Source organism: Marinobacter shunpengi (genome assembly GCF_045449695.1).
Classification (GTDB): domain Bacteria; phylum Pseudomonadota; class Gammaproteobacteria; order Pseudomonadales; family Oleiphilaceae; genus Marinobacter.
Genome location: NZ_JBJJKZ010000002.1, coordinates 1 through 15,128 on the forward strand (window position 1 = coordinate 1; position 15,128 = coordinate 15,128).

29 protein-coding genes are annotated in these 15,128 nt (G+C 56.8%); all 29 read left to right on the forward strand.

Annotation, left to right across the window (positions count from 1 at the left end; all coding sequences use genetic code 11):
• A partial coding sequence (tuf, locus tag ACJO2E_RS00360; protein ID WP_406960789.1) for an elongation factor Tu occupies positions 1-1,196 on the forward strand: 1,196 nt, incomplete at its 5' end.
• 185 nt (positions 1,197-1,381) lie between these two features.
• Positions 1,382-1,693, forward strand: coding sequence for a 30S ribosomal protein S10 (gene rpsJ / locus ACJO2E_RS00365; RefSeq protein ID WP_004580743.1), 312 nt, complete (start codon positions 1,382-1,384; stop codon positions 1,691-1,693).
• A 76-nt stretch (positions 1,694-1,769) separates the two neighbouring features.
• Complete coding sequence (gene rplC, locus ACJO2E_RS00370) at positions 1,770-2,408, forward strand: 50S ribosomal protein L3 (RefSeq protein ID WP_406960792.1); 639 nt, start codon at positions 1,770-1,772, stop codon at positions 2,406-2,408.
• A gap of 11 nt (positions 2,409-2,419) precedes the next feature.
• On the forward strand, positions 2,420-3,025 hold the full coding sequence (gene rplD / locus ACJO2E_RS00375; RefSeq protein WP_328187350.1) for a 50S ribosomal protein L4: 606 nt from the start codon (positions 2,420-2,422) through the stop codon (positions 3,023-3,025).
• On the forward strand, positions 3,022-3,315 hold the full coding sequence (gene rplW, locus ACJO2E_RS00380; RefSeq protein WP_328187351.1) for a 50S ribosomal protein L23: 294 nt from the start codon (positions 3,022-3,024) through the stop codon (positions 3,313-3,315). Before rplD ends, rplW begins: the two co-directional genes overlap by 4 nt.
• A gap of 17 nt (positions 3,316-3,332) precedes the next feature.
• Positions 3,333-4,160, forward strand: a complete 828-nt coding sequence (rplB, locus tag ACJO2E_RS00385; protein WP_406960795.1) for a 50S ribosomal protein L2 — start codon at positions 3,333-3,335, stop codon at positions 4,158-4,160.
• Positions 4,161-4,183: 23 nt separating this feature from the next.
• Entirely contained in the window at positions 4,184-4,459 is a 276-nt protein-coding gene (gene rpsS, locus ACJO2E_RS00390) for a 30S ribosomal protein S19 (RefSeq protein ID WP_406960797.1), read from the forward strand.
• Between the two features lie 17 nt (positions 4,460-4,476).
• The gene (rplV, locus tag ACJO2E_RS00395) at positions 4,477-4,809 is read left to right on the forward strand and encodes a 50S ribosomal protein L22 (RefSeq protein ID WP_248236470.1); all 333 of its coding nucleotides are present in this window, start codon (positions 4,477-4,479) and stop codon (positions 4,807-4,809) included.
• An 11-nt stretch (positions 4,810-4,820) separates the two neighbouring features.
• Positions 4,821-5,504, forward strand: coding sequence for a 30S ribosomal protein S3 (gene rpsC / locus ACJO2E_RS00400; protein ID WP_328187357.1), 684 nt, complete (start codon positions 4,821-4,823; stop codon positions 5,502-5,504).
• A gap of 12 nt (positions 5,505-5,516) precedes the next feature.
• Positions 5,517-5,930, forward strand: coding sequence for a 50S ribosomal protein L16 (gene rplP, locus ACJO2E_RS00405; protein ID WP_328187359.1), 414 nt, complete (start codon positions 5,517-5,519; stop codon positions 5,928-5,930).
• The gene (rpmC, locus tag ACJO2E_RS00410; RefSeq protein ID WP_406960801.1) at positions 5,930-6,121 is read left to right on the forward strand and encodes a 50S ribosomal protein L29; all 192 of its coding nucleotides are present in this window, start codon (positions 5,930-5,932) and stop codon (positions 6,119-6,121) included. Before rplP ends, rpmC begins: the two co-directional genes overlap by 1 nt.
• A gap of 1 nt (position 6,122) precedes the next feature.
• Positions 6,123-6,389: a 30S ribosomal protein S17 gene (gene rpsQ / locus ACJO2E_RS00415; protein WP_328187361.1), complete on the forward strand. Its 267-nt coding sequence runs from the start codon at positions 6,123-6,125 to the stop codon at positions 6,387-6,389.
• 59 nt (positions 6,390-6,448) lie between these two features.
• Positions 6,449-6,817 (forward strand): 50S ribosomal protein L14, encoded by a 369-nt coding sequence (gene rplN, locus ACJO2E_RS00420; protein ID WP_091854882.1) that lies wholly within the window; start codon positions 6,449-6,451, stop codon positions 6,815-6,817.
• A gap of 16 nt (positions 6,818-6,833) precedes the next feature.
• The gene (gene rplX / locus ACJO2E_RS00425) at positions 6,834-7,154 is read left to right on the forward strand and encodes a 50S ribosomal protein L24 (RefSeq protein WP_092016129.1); all 321 of its coding nucleotides are present in this window, start codon (positions 6,834-6,836) and stop codon (positions 7,152-7,154) included.
• Positions 7,155-7,168: 14 nt separating this feature from the next.
• A complete protein-coding gene (rplE, locus tag ACJO2E_RS00430; RefSeq protein ID WP_406960805.1) occupies positions 7,169-7,708 on the forward strand; it encodes a 50S ribosomal protein L5 in 540 nt (179 codons plus the stop codon).
• Between the two features lie 12 nt (positions 7,709-7,720).
• Complete coding sequence (rpsN, locus tag ACJO2E_RS00435; RefSeq protein ID WP_406960807.1) at positions 7,721-8,026, forward strand: 30S ribosomal protein S14; 306 nt, start codon at positions 7,721-7,723, stop codon at positions 8,024-8,026.
• A gap of 85 nt (positions 8,027-8,111) precedes the next feature.
• Positions 8,112-8,504 (forward strand): 30S ribosomal protein S8, encoded by a 393-nt coding sequence (rpsH, locus tag ACJO2E_RS00440; protein ID WP_406960809.1) that lies wholly within the window; start codon positions 8,112-8,114, stop codon positions 8,502-8,504.
• 9 nt (positions 8,505-8,513) lie between these two features.
• The gene (gene rplF / locus ACJO2E_RS00445) at positions 8,514-9,047 is read left to right on the forward strand and encodes a 50S ribosomal protein L6 (RefSeq protein WP_328187367.1); all 534 of its coding nucleotides are present in this window, start codon (positions 8,514-8,516) and stop codon (positions 9,045-9,047) included.
• A gap of 9 nt (positions 9,048-9,056) precedes the next feature.
• Entirely contained in the window at positions 9,057-9,404 is a 348-nt protein-coding gene (gene rplR / locus ACJO2E_RS00450) for a 50S ribosomal protein L18 (protein ID WP_328187369.1), read from the forward strand.
• 12 nt (positions 9,405-9,416) lie between these two features.
• Positions 9,417-9,917: a 30S ribosomal protein S5 gene (gene rpsE, locus ACJO2E_RS00455; RefSeq protein WP_328187370.1), complete on the forward strand. Its 501-nt coding sequence runs from the start codon at positions 9,417-9,419 to the stop codon at positions 9,915-9,917.
• A 4-nt stretch (positions 9,918-9,921) separates the two neighbouring features.
• Positions 9,922-10,107 (forward strand): 50S ribosomal protein L30, encoded by a 186-nt coding sequence (gene rpmD, locus ACJO2E_RS00460; RefSeq protein WP_092016150.1) that lies wholly within the window; start codon positions 9,922-9,924, stop codon positions 10,105-10,107.
• A 1-nt stretch (position 10,108) separates the two neighbouring features.
• Positions 10,109-10,543 carry a 50S ribosomal protein L15 gene (gene rplO / locus ACJO2E_RS00465; protein WP_406960812.1) on the forward strand — a complete coding sequence of 145 codons (435 nt, stop codon included), beginning with the start codon at positions 10,109-10,111 and terminating at the stop codon, positions 10,541-10,543.
• 17 nt (positions 10,544-10,560) lie between these two features.
• On the forward strand, positions 10,561-11,880 hold the full coding sequence (secY, locus tag ACJO2E_RS00470) for a preprotein translocase subunit SecY (RefSeq protein ID WP_328187374.1): 1,320 nt from the start codon (positions 10,561-10,563) through the stop codon (positions 11,878-11,880).
• A 33-nt stretch (positions 11,881-11,913) separates the two neighbouring features.
• On the forward strand, positions 11,914-12,027 hold the full coding sequence (gene rpmJ, locus ACJO2E_RS00475; RefSeq protein ID WP_004580765.1) for a 50S ribosomal protein L36: 114 nt from the start codon (positions 11,914-11,916) through the stop codon (positions 12,025-12,027).
• A 140-nt stretch (positions 12,028-12,167) separates the two neighbouring features.
• On the forward strand, positions 12,168-12,524 hold the full coding sequence (gene rpsM, locus ACJO2E_RS00480) for a 30S ribosomal protein S13 (RefSeq protein WP_406960815.1): 357 nt from the start codon (positions 12,168-12,170) through the stop codon (positions 12,522-12,524).
• A 14-nt stretch (positions 12,525-12,538) separates the two neighbouring features.
• The gene (gene rpsK / locus ACJO2E_RS00485) at positions 12,539-12,928 is read left to right on the forward strand and encodes a 30S ribosomal protein S11 (protein WP_007153992.1); all 390 of its coding nucleotides are present in this window, start codon (positions 12,539-12,541) and stop codon (positions 12,926-12,928) included.
• A gap of 15 nt (positions 12,929-12,943) precedes the next feature.
• Positions 12,944-13,564, forward strand: a complete 621-nt coding sequence (gene rpsD / locus ACJO2E_RS00490; protein WP_406960818.1) for a 30S ribosomal protein S4 — start codon at positions 12,944-12,946, stop codon at positions 13,562-13,564.
• A gap of 34 nt (positions 13,565-13,598) precedes the next feature.
• On the forward strand, positions 13,599-14,603 hold the full coding sequence (locus tag ACJO2E_RS00495; RefSeq protein ID WP_406960820.1) for a DNA-directed RNA polymerase subunit alpha: 1,005 nt from the start codon (positions 13,599-13,601) through the stop codon (positions 14,601-14,603).
• A 37-nt stretch (positions 14,604-14,640) separates the two neighbouring features.
• Positions 14,641-15,036, forward strand: a complete 396-nt coding sequence (rplQ, locus tag ACJO2E_RS00500; RefSeq protein ID WP_406960822.1) for a 50S ribosomal protein L17 — start codon at positions 14,641-14,643, stop codon at positions 15,034-15,036.
• Positions 15,037-15,128 lie beyond the last annotated feature (92 nt).

Sequence of the window (15,128 nt, forward strand, 5' to 3'; positions counted from 1 at the left end):
TGTCTAAAGAGAAATTTGAACGTAATAAACCGCACCTGAACGTGGGCACCATTGGTCACGTGGACCATGGCAAGACCACTCTGACGGCGGCACTGACTCGCGTATGTCACGAAGTGTGGGGTACAGGTTCTGCCAGCGCATTCGACCAGATCGATAACGCTCCGGAAGAGAAGGCGCGTGGTATCACCATCGCGACGTCTCACGTTGAGTATGATTCCCCGAACCGTCACTACGCGCACGTAGATTGCCCGGGCCACGCTGACTATGTGAAGAACATGATCACTGGTGCGGCGCAGATGGACGGTGCGATCCTGGTATGTTCCGCGGCTGACGGCCCCATGCCGCAGACCCGTGAGCACATCCTGCTGTCCCGTCAGGTTGGCGTTCCTTACATCGTGGTCTTCCTGAACAAGGCTGACATGGTGGATGACGAGGAGCTGCTGGAGCTGGTCGAGATGGAAGTTCGCGACCTGCTGAGCCAGTACGACTTCCCGGGTGACGACACTCCGATCATCACCGGTTCCGCGCTGATGGCGCTGGAAGGCAAGGATGACAACGAGATGGGTACTACCGCTGTGAAGAAGCTGGTAGAAGCCCTGGACGACTACCTGCCGGAGCCGGAGCGTGCCATCGATCAGCCGTTCCTGATGCCGATCGAGGACGTCTTCTCCATCTCCGGTCGTGGTACCGTTGTGACCGGCCGTGTTGAGCGTGGTATTGTCAAGACTGGCGACGAAGTGGAAATTGTAGGTATCAAGGATACCGTCAAGACCACCGTTACCGGTGTTGAGATGTTCCGCAAGCTGCTGGACGAAGGTCGTGCTGGTGAGAACATTGGTGCGCTGCTGCGTGGTACCAAGCGTGACGACGTTGAGCGTGGTCAGGTACTGGCGGTGCCGGGTTCCATCACTCCGCACACCAAGTTCGAGTGCGAAGTGTACGTACTGAGCAAGGACGAGGGTGGTCGTCATACTCCGTTCTTCAAGGGCTATCGTCCTCAGTTCTACTTCCGGACCACTGACGTGACTGGCTCCTGTGAGTTGCCGGAAGGCGTAGAGATGGTAATGCCGGGTGACAACGTGAAGATGTCTGTGACCCTGATCGCTCCGATCGCCATGGAAGATGGTCTGCGCTTCGCGATTCGCGAAGGTGGCCGTACCGTTGGTGCCGGCGTGGTCTCCAAGATCGTCGAGTAAGTCGCTCCGATGATCCGGAAAAGGGGCTGCTTTGCAGCCCCTTTTTCTGTTCCGCAAGTACGTATGTCCAGCAATGCCGGGCGGCCATATAGCTGCTTGACACTGCTGGGTATTCTGCATACAATGCGGCTCCTTTTTTTGAAGGTCGGCTAACAGTAGCTGCTACGAGTGGAGTTTGGTGCATCATGCAAAGCCAAAAGATTCGAATCCGGTTGAAGGCGTTTGATTACCGCCTGATAGACCAGTCCACGCAGGAGATCGTCGATACCGCCAAGCGGACCGGCGCCCAGGTGCGTGGACCTATCCCTCTGCCGACGCGGAAGGAAAAGTACACCGTTCTGATTTCCCCGCACGTCAACAAGGACGCGCGCGATCAGTACGAAATCCGTACTCATAAGCGTTTGCTCGACATTGTCGAGCCGACGGAAAAGACAGTAGATGCTCTGATGAAGCTGGATCTGGCAGCGGGTGTAGACGTTCAGATCAGCCTCGGCTAATACCGCCCGGTATTGGTCAGTGTAACTGTCCTAAGGCCATAGAGGGTGCAAGCCCCGTACACTATAGAGGTGAAACATGGCAATTGGTGTAGTCGGCCGTAAGGCCGGGATGACCCGTATTTTTACGGAAGACGGGCAGGCAGTGCCCGTAACGGTAATCGAGGTTGAAGCCAACCGCATTACCCAACTGAAAACCCTCGAAAGCGATGGCTATCGTGCAGTCCAGGTGACTGTCGGCAACCGTCGTCCCTCCCGGGTAACCAAGGCTCAGGCTGGTCATTACGCGAAAGCGGGTGTTGAGGCCGGTCGTGGTCTGTGGGAGTTCCGTCTTGCCGATGGTGAAGGCGACGACCTGCAGGCCGGTGGCGAGATCAACGTCTCCGTCTTCGAAGATGGCCAGATGATTGACGCTACGTCCCAGTCCAAGGGTAAGGGCTTCCAGGGTGGCGTGAAGCGCTGGAACTTCTCCATGCAGGATGCCACTCACGGTAACTCCCTGTCCCACCGTGCTCCGGGTTCCATTGGTCAGAACCAGACCCCGGGCAAGGTATTCAAGGGCAAGAAGATGGCCGGTCAGATGGGCAACAAGCAGGTCACTACCCAGAACCTGGAAGTGGTCCGTGTAGACGCCGAGCGCAATCTGCTGCTGGTCCGTGGCGCTGTTCCCGGTGCTACCGGTGGCGACGTGATCATCAAGCCTGCAGTTAAAGCCTGAGGAGCGGTGCGATGGAATTGACAATTACAGGTAGCGGCCAGGGGATCTCTGTTTCCGACGCCGCGTTCGCCAAAGAATTCAACGAGTCGCTGGTTCACCAGGTCGTCACCGCCTACATGGCTGGTGGTCGTCAGGGTACCCGCGCTCAGAAAACCCGTTCTGAAGTCAGTGGTGGTGGCAAGAAGCCCTGGCGCCAGAAGGGGACCGGCCGTGCTCGTGCAGGTACCATCCGTAGCCCGATCTGGCGCTCCGGTGGCGTAACCTTCGCTGCCAAGCCCCAGAGCTACGAGCAGAAAGTGAACCGGAAAATGTACCGGGCCGCGCTGCAGTCCATCTTTTCCGAGCTGGTTCGTCAGGAGCGTCTGGTCCTGGTTGATGACATCAACGTCGACAGCCCCAAGACCAAGGCGTTCAACGAGAAGCTGAAGGATCTGGGCGTCAGCAATGCCCTGATCCTTGCCGAGAATGTAGAGCAGAACCTTCATCTGGCGTCCCGTAACATCCCGCACGTTGACGTGCGTGACGTTGCAGGCCTTGATCCGGTAAGCCTGGTTGCCTTTGAGAAGGTTGTGGTTACCGTTCCGGCTCTTAAGAAGATCGAGGAGATGCTGGGATGAATCAGGAACGTATCTACAAGGTCCTGCTGGGACCGCACGTATCAGAGAAAGCGTCTCTGGTGGCAGAGCATAACCAGGTGGTCTTTCGAGTAGCGCCTGATGCGACCAAGCCGGAGATCAAGAAAGCCGTTGAGCAACTGTTCAACGTCACCGTCGAAGGTGTTCAGGTTCTGAACCGTAAGGGTAAGCTCAAGCGCACTATCCGCGGGTTCGGCAAGCGCGATGACATTCGCAAGGCTTATGTAAAGCTGGCGGAAGGTCAGGACATCGATTTTCTGGATGTGGAATAAGGTAAAGGGGTCGTAATATGCCGATCGTCAAAACCAAACCAACATCTGCCGGACGCCGTCACGTTGTAAAGCTTTACAACCCGGACCTGCACAAGGGGCGCCCCTACGAGCCGTTGGTTGAGACACTGAGTAAGTCCGGTGGTCGTAACCATTTCGGACGGATCACCACCCGTCACGTTGGTGGTGGACACAAGAAGCACTACCGTGTCATTGATTTCAAGCGGAACAAGGACGGTATTCCGGCGGTCATTGAGCGCCTGGAATACGACCCGAACCGCTCCGCGCACATCGCATTGCTGAAGTATGCCGATGGCGAGCGTCGCTACATTATCGCTCCCAAGGGTATGAGCATCGGTGACCCTGTGCGCTCCGGTATCGACGCGCCGATCAAGGTGGGCTCCACGCTGCCGCTCCGGAACATTCCGGTCGGTTCCGTGATCCACTGCGTCGAACTCAAGCCTGGCAAAGGTGCCCAGCTGGCTCGCTCCGCGGGCGCATCCGTACAGCTGGTCGCAAGGGAAGGGGCTTATGCCACCATCCGCCTGCGCTCAGGTGAAATGCGTAAGGTGCTTGTGGAATGCCGTGCAACGCTGGGTGAAGTATCCAACAGCGAGCACAGCCTCAAGCAGCTTGGTAAAGCGGGTGCATCACGTTGGCGCGGCAAACGGCCAACAGTACGTGGTGTTGCTATGAACCCAGTTGACCACCCGCATGGTGGTGGTGAAGGGCGTACCTCTGGCGGACGTCACCCGGTTACTCCGTGGGGTGTTCCGACCAAAGGGCATAAGACTCGTAAGAACAAGCGTACTGACAAGATGATAGTACGTCGTCGTTCGGCCAAGTAAACGACTACATAGAGGTAATTGCTGTGCCACGTTCTTTGAAGAAAGGTCCTTTTATAGACCTGCATCTGATGAAGAAGGTCGAAGCAGCTCTGGAAGCGAACGACAAGCGGCCGATCAAGACCTGGTCCCGTCGTTCCACGATCTTTCCGGAGTTCGTTGGTTTGACCATCGCTGTCCACAACGGCAAGCAACACGTGCCCGTCTACGTGACCGAAGATATGGTTGGTCACAAGCTGGGCGAGTTCGCGGCAACGCGGACTTACCGTGGTCATGCAGCCGACAAGAAAGCTAAACGCTGATTGTGAGGGGAAACGAAATGGAAGTAGCAGCCAAGTACAAGGGCGCTCGCCTCTCTGCTCAGAAAGCACGTCTTGTCGCTGACCAGGTACGTGGCAAGGCGGTTGAGGACGCCCTGAACATTCTGACTTTCAGCCCGAAGAAGGCATCGGTGATCATCAAGAAAGCTCTTGAGTCCGCCATTGCCAACGCTGAGCACAACGAAGGTCTGGACGTAGATGATCTGCGGGTTTCCACCATCATGGTGGATGAAGGTCCGACGCTCAAGCGGATTAAAGCTCGAGCCAAGGGGCGCGCTGACCGGATTTTGAAGCGCACCTGTCATATCACCGTCAAGGTCGCCGACAAGTAGGAGATGCTCAGATGGGTCATAAAGTAAATCCGACCGGTATCCGGCTGGGGGTTGTCAAAGAGCACAACTCCGTCTGGTATGCCGAGAAGAAGGACTATGCGAACAAGCTGCTGAATGATATTCAGGTTCGCACATTCCTGGAAAAGCGTCTTGAAAAGGCGTCAGTCAGCAAGATCGTGATCGAGCGCCCTGCTCAGAATGCCCGTATCACGATCCATACCGCCCGTCCCGGTATTGTTATCGGTAAGAAGGGTGAAGATGTTGACCGTCTGCGTCGCGAAGTTGGCGAGCTGATGGGCGTGCCCGTGCACATCAACATCGAGGAAGTCCGCAAGCCGGATCTGGATGCCAAGCTGGTAGCGCAGAACGTTGCCGGTCAGCTCGAGCGTCGTGTGATGTTCCGTCGCGCCATGAAGCGCGCGGTGCAGAACGCCATGCGCCAGGGCGCCAAGGGTATCAAGATCCAGGTTGGCGGTCGTCTCGGGGGAGCCGAAATTGCCCGTTCCGAGTGGTACCGTGAAGGTCGCGTTCCGCTGCACACCCTGCGTGCAGACATTGATTACGCCACCTACGAAGCGAAGACCACCTACGGCATCATCGGCGTAAAGGTATGGATCTTCAAGGGTGAGATTCTTGGTGGTATGGAAGAGGTCCAGGCCAACAAGAATGCCTCTCGCAAGAAAGGTTCCAAGTAAAGGGGCACTCGTATGCTGCAGCCAAAACGCACCAAATTCCGTAAGGTAATGAAAGGCCGTAACACCGGTCTTGCTCACCGCGCCAACAAGGTGAGCTTCGGTGAATACGGATTGAAGGCGACCACTCGTGGACGTATAACGGCACGCCAGATTGAGGCGGCCCGTCGTACCATGACGCGTCGGATCAAGCGGGGTGGAAAAATCTGGATTCGGGTGTTCCCGGACAAGCCGATTTCCAGCAAGCCGCTTGAAGTACGTATGGGTAAAGGTAAGGGTTCTGTCGAGTACTGGGTAGCGGAAATCCAGCCAGGTCGTATGTTGTACGAAATGGAAGGGGTACCCGAAGAAGTGGCGCGTGACGCGTTCACTCTGGCCGCCGCCAAGCTGCCCGTTCAGACCACCTTTGTAACGAGGACGGTGATGTGATGAAAGCAACAGAGCTGCGTGAGAAGTCAGTCGACGAGCTGAACAAAGAGCTGATCGACCTCCTGAAGGAGCAGTTCAACCTGCGTATGCGCAAGGCGACAGGTCAGCTGAATCAGAGTCACCTTCTCGGCAAGGTGAAGCGCGACATTGCTCGCGTGAAAACAGTATTGAACGAAAAGGCAGGACAGTAACATGACTGAAGCTACCAAAACTGCCAGAACCCTTAGCGGCAAGGTCGTGAGCAACAAGGCGGAGAAATCCATTGTTGTTCTGGTGGAGCGTCAGGTGAAGCACCCGCTTTACGGCAAGTACGTAAAGCGCTCCACCAAGATCCAGGCTCATGACGAACAGAACGAGTGCAATATCGGTGATCTGGTAACCATCCAGGAAACCCGCCCGGTCTCCAAGACCAAAAGCTGGGCTCTGGTTGAAGTCACCGAACGCGCTTCCAAGGTGTAACTCGCCCGGACGGGGAGTCTTGTCGAAACTGCAAAAGTGGTTTCTGCTGGAGAATAACCATGATTCAGACTCAAACAATGCTTGAAGTCGCGGACAACAGTGGCGCGCGTCAAGTGCAGTGCATCAAGGTCCTGGGCGGTTCACACCGGCGTTATGCCAGGGTGGGGGATATCATCAAGGTAACCGTCAAGGAAGCCATCCCCCGCGGTAAGGTGAAGAAGGGCCAGGTCCTCAACGCTGTTGTTGTACGGACCCGCAAGGGCGTACGTCGTCCTGACGGATCGCTGATCCGCTTTGACGGTAACGCGGCAGTACTTCTTAACAACCAGGACGCGCCAATCGGTACCCGTATCTTCGGGCCGGTAACCCGCGAACTGCGTAACGAGAAGTTTATGAAAATTATCTCACTGGCACCCGAAGTACTGTAAGGACTAGAGGCCGGTTATGAAAAAGATCAAACGAGATGACGAAGTCATCGTGACCACGGGTAAAGACAAAGGCAAGCGCGGCAAGGTCCTGAAAGTTCAGGACGACGGTCGCGTGGTGGTTTCTGGCATCAACATGATGAAGAAGCACACCAAGCCCAACCCGATGCTGGGTACCCCGGGTGGCATCGTCGAGAAAGAAGCGCCTATTCAGGCTTCCAACGTGGCTATTTTTAATCCGCAGACCGGCAAGGCCGATCGCGTAGGCTTCCAGATCAAGGAAGACGGCGCCAAAGTGCGGATCTTCAAGTCCACGAATGAAGCTGTCGATAACCAGTAAGGGTGGTGGTTACGATGCTTAACATGAAAGAGCAATACGGTAAGGAAGTGGTACCGGCTCTGCAGAAGGAGTTCAGCTACAAGAACCCGATGCAGGTTCCGCGTATCGAAAAGATCACCCTTAACATGGGTGTGGGCGAAGCGGTTGGCGACAAAAAGCTGATCGAGAACGCCGTAGCAGATCTGGAGCGTCTGGCAGGCCAGAAGCCTGTTGTGACCAAGGCACGCAAGTCTGTTGCCGGCTTCAAGATCCGTGAAGGTTGGCCCATCGGTTGTAAGGTGACCCTGCGCGGTGAGCGCATGTGGGACTTCTTTGATCGCCTGGTTCACATCGCGATTCCTCGCGTTCGTGACTTCCGCGGTCTGAACCCGAAGTCCTTCGATGGTCGTGGAAACTACAGCATGGGTGTGCGTGAGCAGATCATCTTCCCGGAAATCGACTACGACAAGGCCGATAAGATCCGGGGTCTGGACATCACCATCACCACTACTGCTGAAACCGATGATGAAGGCCGCGAACTGTTGAAAGCCTTTGGCTTTCCGTTCAAGAAATAAGGAACGAGTGACATGGCAAAGGTTTCCATGAAGAACCGTGAGCTCAAGCGCGAAAAGACGGTAGAGAAGTACGCTGCCAAGCGCGCCGAGCTCAAGGCGATTATCAAGAACCCGAATACCAGCGATGAAGAGCGTTGGGACGCACAGATGAAGCTGCAGAAGCTTCCTCGTGATGCCAGCCCCTCACGTCTTCGCAATCGTTGCCAGGTTACCGGTCGTCCCCATGGCGTCCTGCGCAAGTTCGAGCTTTCACGGATCAAACTCCGTGAGCACGGCATGCGTGGCGATGTTCCGGGCCTGACCAAGTCAAGCTGGTAAGTGTCACCGCGAGTCATCGCGGTGATCGTTGGTAAGCGGTGCGGCAAGCCGCTGCACAACTAAAAAGATCAGGAGCCTCATACCAATGAGTATGCAAGACACGCTTGCGGATATGTTTACCCGTATCCGTAATGCACAGATGGCACAGAAGGCCGACGTGGCCATGCCATCTTCCAAAATGAAGGTCTCAGTAGCCCAGGTCCTGAAGGACGAAGGCTATGTCGAGGATTTTTCCGTCTCAGCTGATGCCAAGCCGGAACTGACCATCACCCTCAGATACTTCGGCGGTAAGCCGGTAATTGAGGAAATTCAGCGTGCCAGCCGTCCCAGCCTGCGCCAGTACAACGGTGCTGGTTCCCTGCCGAAGGTGGCAGGTGGTCTTGGGGTCGCTATCGTGTCTACGTCCAAGGGCGTTATGACCGACCGCGCTGCGCGTGCTGCCGGCGTTGGTGGCGAAGTCATCTGCACCGTATTTTAGGAGAAAGACATGTCCAGGGTTGCCAATAATCCTGTCGTGCTGCCTTCCGGTGTTGAGGTTAAGCTGAACGGACAGGAAATTAACGTAAAGGGCTCCAAGGGAGCGCTTGATTTCACCATTCACCAGGCGGTGGAAGTAACGCAGGAAGAGAACGTACTGCGCTTTGCTCCCCGTGATGGTGCCAAACAGTCCCGCGCTCTTGCTGGTACGACCCGTGCGCTGGTTAACAACATGGTTACCGGCGTCTCCACCGGGTTCGAGCGTAGGCTCAACCTGACCGGCGTTGGTTACCGGGCGCAGGCGCAGGGCAAGAAGCTCAACCTGACTCTGGGTTTCTCCCACCCGGTTGAGTACGAACTGCCCGAGGGGATCACCGCTGAAACTCCGTCCAACACGGAGGTTGTTATCCGCGGGATCGACAAGCAACAGGTTGGCCAGGTCGCTGCTGAAGTTCGCGCGTTCCGTCCGCCCGAGCCTTATAAGGGCAAGGGTGTTCGTTACTCGGACGAGCAGGTCAGACGCAAAGAAGCCAAGAAGAAATAAGGCGGGACTATGAGCGCGAATACTGAAAGATTGCGTCGCGCACGTAAGGTGCGCATGAAGATCCGTAAACTGGGCACTGACCGCCTCTGTGTACATCGTACACCGCGGCACATGTATGCCCAGGTCACCACCGCAGACGGCAGCAAGGTTATCGCTTCTGCCTCGACGCTGGACAAAGACCTGCGTCAGGGTGCTACGGGTAATGTGGACGCAGCCAAGAAGGTGGGCCAGCTGATCGCTGAGCGTGCCAAGGCTGCTGGTGTCGAAAAGGTCGCTTTTGACCGGTCCGGCTACCGTTACCATGGCCGTGTCCAGGCCCTGGCCGACGCCGCCCGTGAAGCTGGCTTGCAATTCTAAGAGGTGGAGAAGATGAGCGTTAACGAACAGAAGGCGCCTGAGCTCCAGGAAAAGCTGGTTCAGGTTAACCGCGTAGCCAAGGTGGTTAAGGGCGGTCGTATCTTTGCCTTTACCGCACTGACCGTGGTGGGTGACGGCAAAGGTCGTGTCGGCTTCGGTCGTGGTAAGGCCCGGGAAGTTCCGGTTGCCATCCAGAAGGCCATGGAAGCTGCGCGCAAAAACATGGTGGACGTTGCCCTCGACGGCAACACTCTGCAGTATCCGGTGAAGGCACAGCATGGCGGCTCCAAGGTCTACATGCAGCCGGCTTCCGAGGGTACCGGTATCATCGCCGGTGGTGCGATGCGTGCGGTACTGGAAGTGGCAGGTGTCCAGAACGTACTGTCCAAGTGTTACGGGTCCACCAACCCGGTGAACGTGGTACGTTCCACCATCAAGGGTCTCCAGGCCATGCAAGCGCCTGAAGACGTTGCAGCCAAGCGCGGCAAGACCGTGGAAGATATTCTGGGTTGAAGTCATGGCGAACAAGACAATCAAGGTTACACTGACCCGCAGCCCGATTAGCTGTCAGCCCAAGCACAAGTTGTGCGTCAAGGGTCTGGGTCTTCGTAAAATCGGTCATACCGTCGAAGTAGAGGACACTCCGTCCATTCGCGGCATGATCAACCGGGTAAACTACCTGGTACGGGTGGAGGAGAACTAAGATGCGTCTGAACGAACTTAGTCCGGAACCGGGTTCACGCCCGGCCGCCAAGCGCGTTGGTCGCGGTATCGGTAGCGGTCTGGGCAAGACCGCCGGCCGTGGTCACAAGGGTCTGAAGGCCCGTTCCGGTGGCTCCGTTGCGCCCGGTTTCGAGGGCGGTCAGCAGCCGCTGGCCCGTCGTCTGCCGAAGTTTGGTTTCACTTCCCGTCAGCAGCGTTACGTGGCTGAGATCCGGCTCAACGAGCTGGCCAAGGTCGACGGCGATGTCGCTGATCTGGAAGCCCTGAAGAAAGCCGACGTGATCCGTGAGGAAATCCGTGCGGCCCGAGTCATTCTGTCCGGGGAGCTGACCCGTCCGGTGACCGTCAAGGGTCTGAAGGTGACCAAGGGCGCTCGTGAGGCAATCACTGCCGCGGGTGGCAAAATCGAAGAATAAGGCGAGTCGAGGACTGCATGGCCAAGACATCATCAATGCCTGCGGGCGCGGGAAAAGGACTGGCAGAGCTGCGTTCGCGGCTCTGGTTTGTGGTCCTGGCGCTGCTGATCTACCGGATCGGCGCGCATATTCCCGTCCCGGGAATCAATCCGGATCGCCTGGCAGCACTGTTTGATCAGAATCAGGGCACCATCCTGAGTCTGTTCAATATGTTTTCCGGTGGTGCGCTTGAGCGGATGAGTATTCTCGCCCTCGGCATCATGCCTTACATCTCGGCGTCCATCATCATGCAGTTGATGACCGCGGTGAGCCCGAAGCTTGAGCAGCTCAAGAAAGAGGGTGAATCCGGACGCCGCAAGATCAGCCAGTACACACGCTACGGCACCGTACTGCTGGCCCTGGTGCAGGGTATGGGTATTTCCATGGGGCTGGCGTCCCAGGGTGTCACCTTCAACGACAGCTTCAGCTTCCACTTCGTGGCCGTGACCTCGTTTGTGGCTGGTGCGGTGTTCATGATGTGGCTGGGTGAGCAGATCACCGAGCGTGGTATTGGCAACGGCATTTCGCTGCTGATCTTCGCCGGTATCGTCGCCGGACTGCCCGGTGCAATCGGGCAGACCCTGGAGCAGGCCCGCAGTGGTGAGATGAGCCTGTTGGTGGTACTTGCCATCGGCGTACTCGCGGTCGCGGTGGTTGGCTTCGTGGTGTTCATGGAGCGGGGTCAGCGTCGCCTGACCATCAACTATGCGAAGCGACAGCAGGGGCGTCGGGTGTTTGCCCAGCAGTCGAGCCATCTGCCCCTGAAAGTGAACATGGCCGGTGTGATTCCGCCCATCTTCGCCTCGTCCATCCTGCTGTTCCCGGCATCCCTGGGGCAGTGGTTCGGTCAGGGTGAAGGCATGGAGTGGCTGAGCTCACTGTCCCAGGCCCTGGCGCCGAGCCAGCCGTTGTACATTATCCTGTTTGCGGCAGCAGTGGTGTTCTTCTGCTTCTTCTACACAGCGCTGATGTACAATCCGAGGGAAGTGGCTGACAACCTGAAGCGGTCCGGTGCCTTTATACCGGGTATCCGTCCGGGTGAGCAGACCGCCAAGTATATCGATGGCGTGCTGACACGCCTGACGCTCTTCGGTGCGATGTATATTGCAGCGGTATCCCTGTTCCCGCAGTTGTTGATGGTGGCAGGTAATGTTCCGTTCTATCTGGGCGGTACGTCGTTGCTGATTGTGGTAGTCGTGGTAATGGATTTCATGGCCCAGGTGCAGTCTCACCTGATGTCCCATCAGTATGAATCACTGATGAAGAAGTCCAACCTCAAGGGCTATGGCCGGGGCTGATCCGTCAGCCCCCCTTGAAATCTGGAGTCGACAATGAAAGTACGCGCTTCGGTAAAGAAAATTTGCCGTAACTGCAAAGTAATTCGTCGCAATGGCTCGGTTCGGGTCATCTGCACGGAGCCTCGTCACAAGCAGCGCCAGGGTTGATTCTTCCCGGAATCGAACCTGGTTACGCACAGGGCTTGACTGATAGCGCTTGACTCCGTACGGGGTCAAGCGCTATTATTTCGCGCCCTTTTTGTGGCGGAAAATTCACACAGCAAAGCTTTGAACGCGGAGTAATCTGAATGGCACGTATAGCCGGTGTCAATATACCCGACAACAAACATGCTGTTATCTCGCTGACCTACATCTTCGGTGTTGGCAAGACAGCAGCCCAGAAGCTTTGTGATGCAGCCGGTGTCCAGCAGGACGCCAAGATCAAGGACCTGACCGACGATCAAGTGGAGTCGCTTCGTACAGAAGTTGGCAAGCTGACCGTTGAAGGTGATCTGCGTCGCGAAGTTCAGATGAACATCAAGCGTTTGAAGGATCTCGGTTGCCACCGTGGTCTGCGTCATCGTCACGGCCTTCCGGTTCGTGGCCAGCGCACCAAGACCAACGCGCGCACCCGTAAAGGTCCTCGCAAACCGATTCGAAAGTAAACAGGTAGGCAAACATGGCAAAGCCAGGTACACGTACCCGTAAAAAGGTGAAAAAGACGGTTGTTGATGGCGTCGCGCACATCCACGCGTCCTTCAACAACACTATCGTGACCATTTCCGACCGTCAGGGCAACGTCCTGTCCTGGGCCACCTCCGGTGGTTCCGGTTTCCGTGGTTCACGCAAGAGCACACCTTTTGCTGCGCAGGTAGCAGCTGAAAGAGCCGGTAATGCGGCTGCTGAATACGGCCTTAAAAACCTGGACGTAGAGGTTAAGGGTCCCGGGCCCGGACGTGAATCTGCAGTTCGTGCGCTCAATGCGTGCGGCTACAAGATTACGAACATTACTGATGTGACGCCGATTCCCCATAACGGCTGTCGTCCGCCCAAGAAGCGCCGCGTTTAAAGGAGACAGTGAGATATGGCACGTTACATAGGTCCGAAATGTAAGCTGTCTCGCCGTGAGGGGACAGATCTTTTCCTGAAAAGTGGTGTTCGCGCACTGGATTCCAAGTGCAACATCGAACAGCCGCCGGGCATGCACGGCGCCCGTCGTGGCCGTCTGTCCGAATATGGCGTACAGCTCCGCGAAAAACAGAAAGTCCGTCGTATCTACGGCGTACTGGAGAAGCAGTTCCGCAATTACTACAAGGAAGCGGCCCGTCTGAAGGGCGCTACCGGCGAGAACCTGCTGCAACTGCTGGAAGCCCGTCTCGACAACGTGGTTTACCGCATGGGCTTTGGCTCTACCCGCGCCGAAGCACGTCAGTTGGTATCCCACAAGGCGGTTCTGGTGAACGACAAGCCGGTGAACATTCCGTCCTACCAGGTTCGTCCTGGCGACGTGGTGAGCATCCGTGAGAAGGCAAAGAACCAGCTGCGCGTTAAAGGCGCCCTGGAACTGTCTGCAAGTCGTGCCCCGGTGGAGTGGGTCGAGGTTGACGCCAACAAGATGACCGGCACCTTCAAGACGGTACCTGAGCGTACCGAGCTGTCGTCGGACATCAACGAGAACCTCATCGTCGAGCTTTACTCCAAGTAAAGTCCATTAGCAACGAGAGCAGATAGGGGCGTCTATGCAGCGTTCAGTACATGAGTTATTGACACCTCGTACCATTGACGTGAAGGAACTGAGCACCACTCGCGCCAAGGTGACCCTGGAGCCGCTCGAACGTGGCTTCGGTCATACCCTGGGCAGTGCCCTGCGTCGTATCCTTTTGTCCTCAATGCCGGGCTGTGCGATCACCGAAGCGCAGATCGACGGTGTGCTGCACGAGTACAGTGCCATTGAGGGTGTCCAGGAGGACGTCATTGAGATTCTTCTGAACCTCAAGGGCGTTGCCTTGAAGATGGGCGGGCGTGACGAAGCTGAGGTGACCCTCAGCAAGAAGGGCGCAGGCGTTGTGACTGCCGGCGATATCGCGCTGGACCACGATGTGGAGGTCACCAACCCGGATCATGTGATCTGTCACCTGAGCGAGAAGGGTGAAGTGAACATGCGTCTGAAGGTGGCCCGTGGCCGCGGTTACGAGCCCGCTGATCAGCGCGGTCTTGACGAGGATGAGACCCGTGCCATTGGACGCCTGCAGCTGGACGCCACGTTCAGCCCGGTACGTCGTGTTGCCTACGCGGTCGAAAGTGCCCGTGTTGAGCAGCGTACCGACCTGGACAAGCTGGTTATTGATCTGGAGACCAATGGTACCATCGACCCGGAAGAAGCCATTCGCCGGGCCGCCACCATCCTCCAGCAGCAGCTGGCCGTGTTTGTCGACTTCGATCATGAGAAAGAGCCGGAGAACGTAGAGGAAGAGGAAGAAATCGATCCCATCCTGCTGCGTCCGGTGGATGATCTGGAGCTGACGGTCCGTTCAGCCAACTGCCTCAAAGCAGAGAACATTTACTACATCGGCGATCTTATCCAGCGGACAGAAGTAGAACTGCTGAAGACGCCTAACCTGGGTAAAAAGTCGCTTACCGAAATCAAGGACGTGCTGGCCTCCCGCGGCCTGTCCCTGGGTATGCGTCTTGACAACTGGCCGCCGGCAAGCCTTCGTGGTGACGACCGGGTTCTGGGCGGTTGATCGCCGTATTGGTAGTTTAAGGTAAGGAATCAGAGCAATGCGTCATCGTAAGAGTGGTCGTAAGTTCAACAGGACCAGTGCGCATCGCAAGGCCATGTTCCGTAACATGACTGCGTCACTGGTTGAACACGAGCTGATCAAGACGACGCTCCCGAAAGCGAAGGAACTTCGCCGGGTAGCGGAGCCGTTGATCACGCTTTCCAAGCAAGATTCGGTTGCCAACCGTCGTCTGGCCTTTGCCCGTCTTCGTAACGACGAAGTCGTGGCCAAGCTGTTCGACGAACTGGGCCCGCGTTACAGCGAGCGTCCGGGTGGCTACCTGCGGATCCTCAAGTGCGGTTTCCGCGCTGGCGACAATGCCCCCATGGCATTTGTAGAGCTGGTCGGCCGCCCTGTGGACCTCGAAGCCGAAGAGATGGACGACGACGAGTAAGTTTTCGTTGTCAGGTCCGGAAAAGCCGGGGGCCGAGAGGCCTCCGGCTTTTTTTATGGACTGGAAGTGACTGGGTCGCAGTCCGATGTGGG

Coding starts and splice junctions, on each gene's coding strand:
- rpsQ (WP_328187361.1), top strand. CDS start 6,123: ATGACTGAAGCTACCAAAACTGCCAGAACCCTTAGCGGCAAGGTCGTG.
- rplW (WP_328187351.1), top strand. CDS start 3,022: ATGAATCAGGAACGTATCTACAAGGTCCTGCTGGGACCGCACGTATCA.
- rplX (WP_092016129.1), top strand. CDS start 6,834: ATGAAAAAGATCAAACGAGATGACGAAGTCATCGTGACCACGGGTAAA.
- rpsC (WP_328187357.1), top strand. CDS start 4,821: ATGGGTCATAAAGTAAATCCGACCGGTATCCGGCTGGGGGTTGTCAAA.
- rplC (WP_406960792.1), top strand. CDS start 1,770: ATGGCAATTGGTGTAGTCGGCCGTAAGGCCGGGATGACCCGTATTTTT.
- ACJO2E_RS00495 (WP_406960820.1), top strand. CDS start 13,599: ATGCAGCGTTCAGTACATGAGTTATTGACACCTCGTACCATTGACGTG.
- rplB (WP_406960795.1), top strand. CDS start 3,333: ATGCCGATCGTCAAAACCAAACCAACATCTGCCGGACGCCGTCACGTT.
- rpsE (WP_328187370.1), top strand. CDS start 9,417: ATGAGCGTTAACGAACAGAAGGCGCCTGAGCTCCAGGAAAAGCTGGTT.
- rplE (WP_406960805.1), top strand. CDS start 7,169: ATGCTTAACATGAAAGAGCAATACGGTAAGGAAGTGGTACCGGCTCTG.
- rpsN (WP_406960807.1), top strand. CDS start 7,721: ATGGCAAAGGTTTCCATGAAGAACCGTGAGCTCAAGCGCGAAAAGACG.
- rplO (WP_406960812.1), top strand. CDS start 10,109: ATGCGTCTGAACGAACTTAGTCCGGAACCGGGTTCACGCCCGGCCGCC.
- rpsK (WP_007153992.1), top strand. CDS start 12,539: ATGGCAAAGCCAGGTACACGTACCCGTAAAAAGGTGAAAAAGACGGTT.
- rpsH (WP_406960809.1), top strand. CDS start 8,112: ATGAGTATGCAAGACACGCTTGCGGATATGTTTACCCGTATCCGTAAT.
- rplD (WP_328187350.1), top strand. CDS start 2,420: ATGGAATTGACAATTACAGGTAGCGGCCAGGGGATCTCTGTTTCCGAC.
- rpmJ (WP_004580765.1), top strand. CDS start 11,914: ATGAAAGTACGCGCTTCGGTAAAGAAAATTTGCCGTAACTGCAAAGTA.
- rpmD (WP_092016150.1), top strand. CDS start 9,922: ATGGCGAACAAGACAATCAAGGTTACACTGACCCGCAGCCCGATTAGC.
- rplN (WP_091854882.1), top strand. CDS start 6,449: ATGATTCAGACTCAAACAATGCTTGAAGTCGCGGACAACAGTGGCGCG.
- rplQ (WP_406960822.1), top strand. CDS start 14,641: ATGCGTCATCGTAAGAGTGGTCGTAAGTTCAACAGGACCAGTGCGCAT.
- secY (WP_328187374.1), top strand. CDS start 10,561: ATGGCCAAGACATCATCAATGCCTGCGGGCGCGGGAAAAGGACTGGCA.
- rpsD (WP_406960818.1), top strand. CDS start 12,944: ATGGCACGTTACATAGGTCCGAAATGTAAGCTGTCTCGCCGTGAGGGG.
- rplV (WP_248236470.1), top strand. CDS start 4,477: ATGGAAGTAGCAGCCAAGTACAAGGGCGCTCGCCTCTCTGCTCAGAAA.
- rpsM (WP_406960815.1), top strand. CDS start 12,168: ATGGCACGTATAGCCGGTGTCAATATACCCGACAACAAACATGCTGTT.
- rpmC (WP_406960801.1), top strand. CDS start 5,930: ATGAAAGCAACAGAGCTGCGTGAGAAGTCAGTCGACGAGCTGAACAAA.
- rpsJ (WP_004580743.1), top strand. CDS start 1,382: ATGCAAAGCCAAAAGATTCGAATCCGGTTGAAGGCGTTTGATTACCGC.
- rplF (WP_328187367.1), top strand. CDS start 8,514: ATGTCCAGGGTTGCCAATAATCCTGTCGTGCTGCCTTCCGGTGTTGAG.
- rplR (WP_328187369.1), top strand. CDS start 9,057: ATGAGCGCGAATACTGAAAGATTGCGTCGCGCACGTAAGGTGCGCATG.
- rplP (WP_328187359.1), top strand. CDS start 5,517: ATGCTGCAGCCAAAACGCACCAAATTCCGTAAGGTAATGAAAGGCCGT.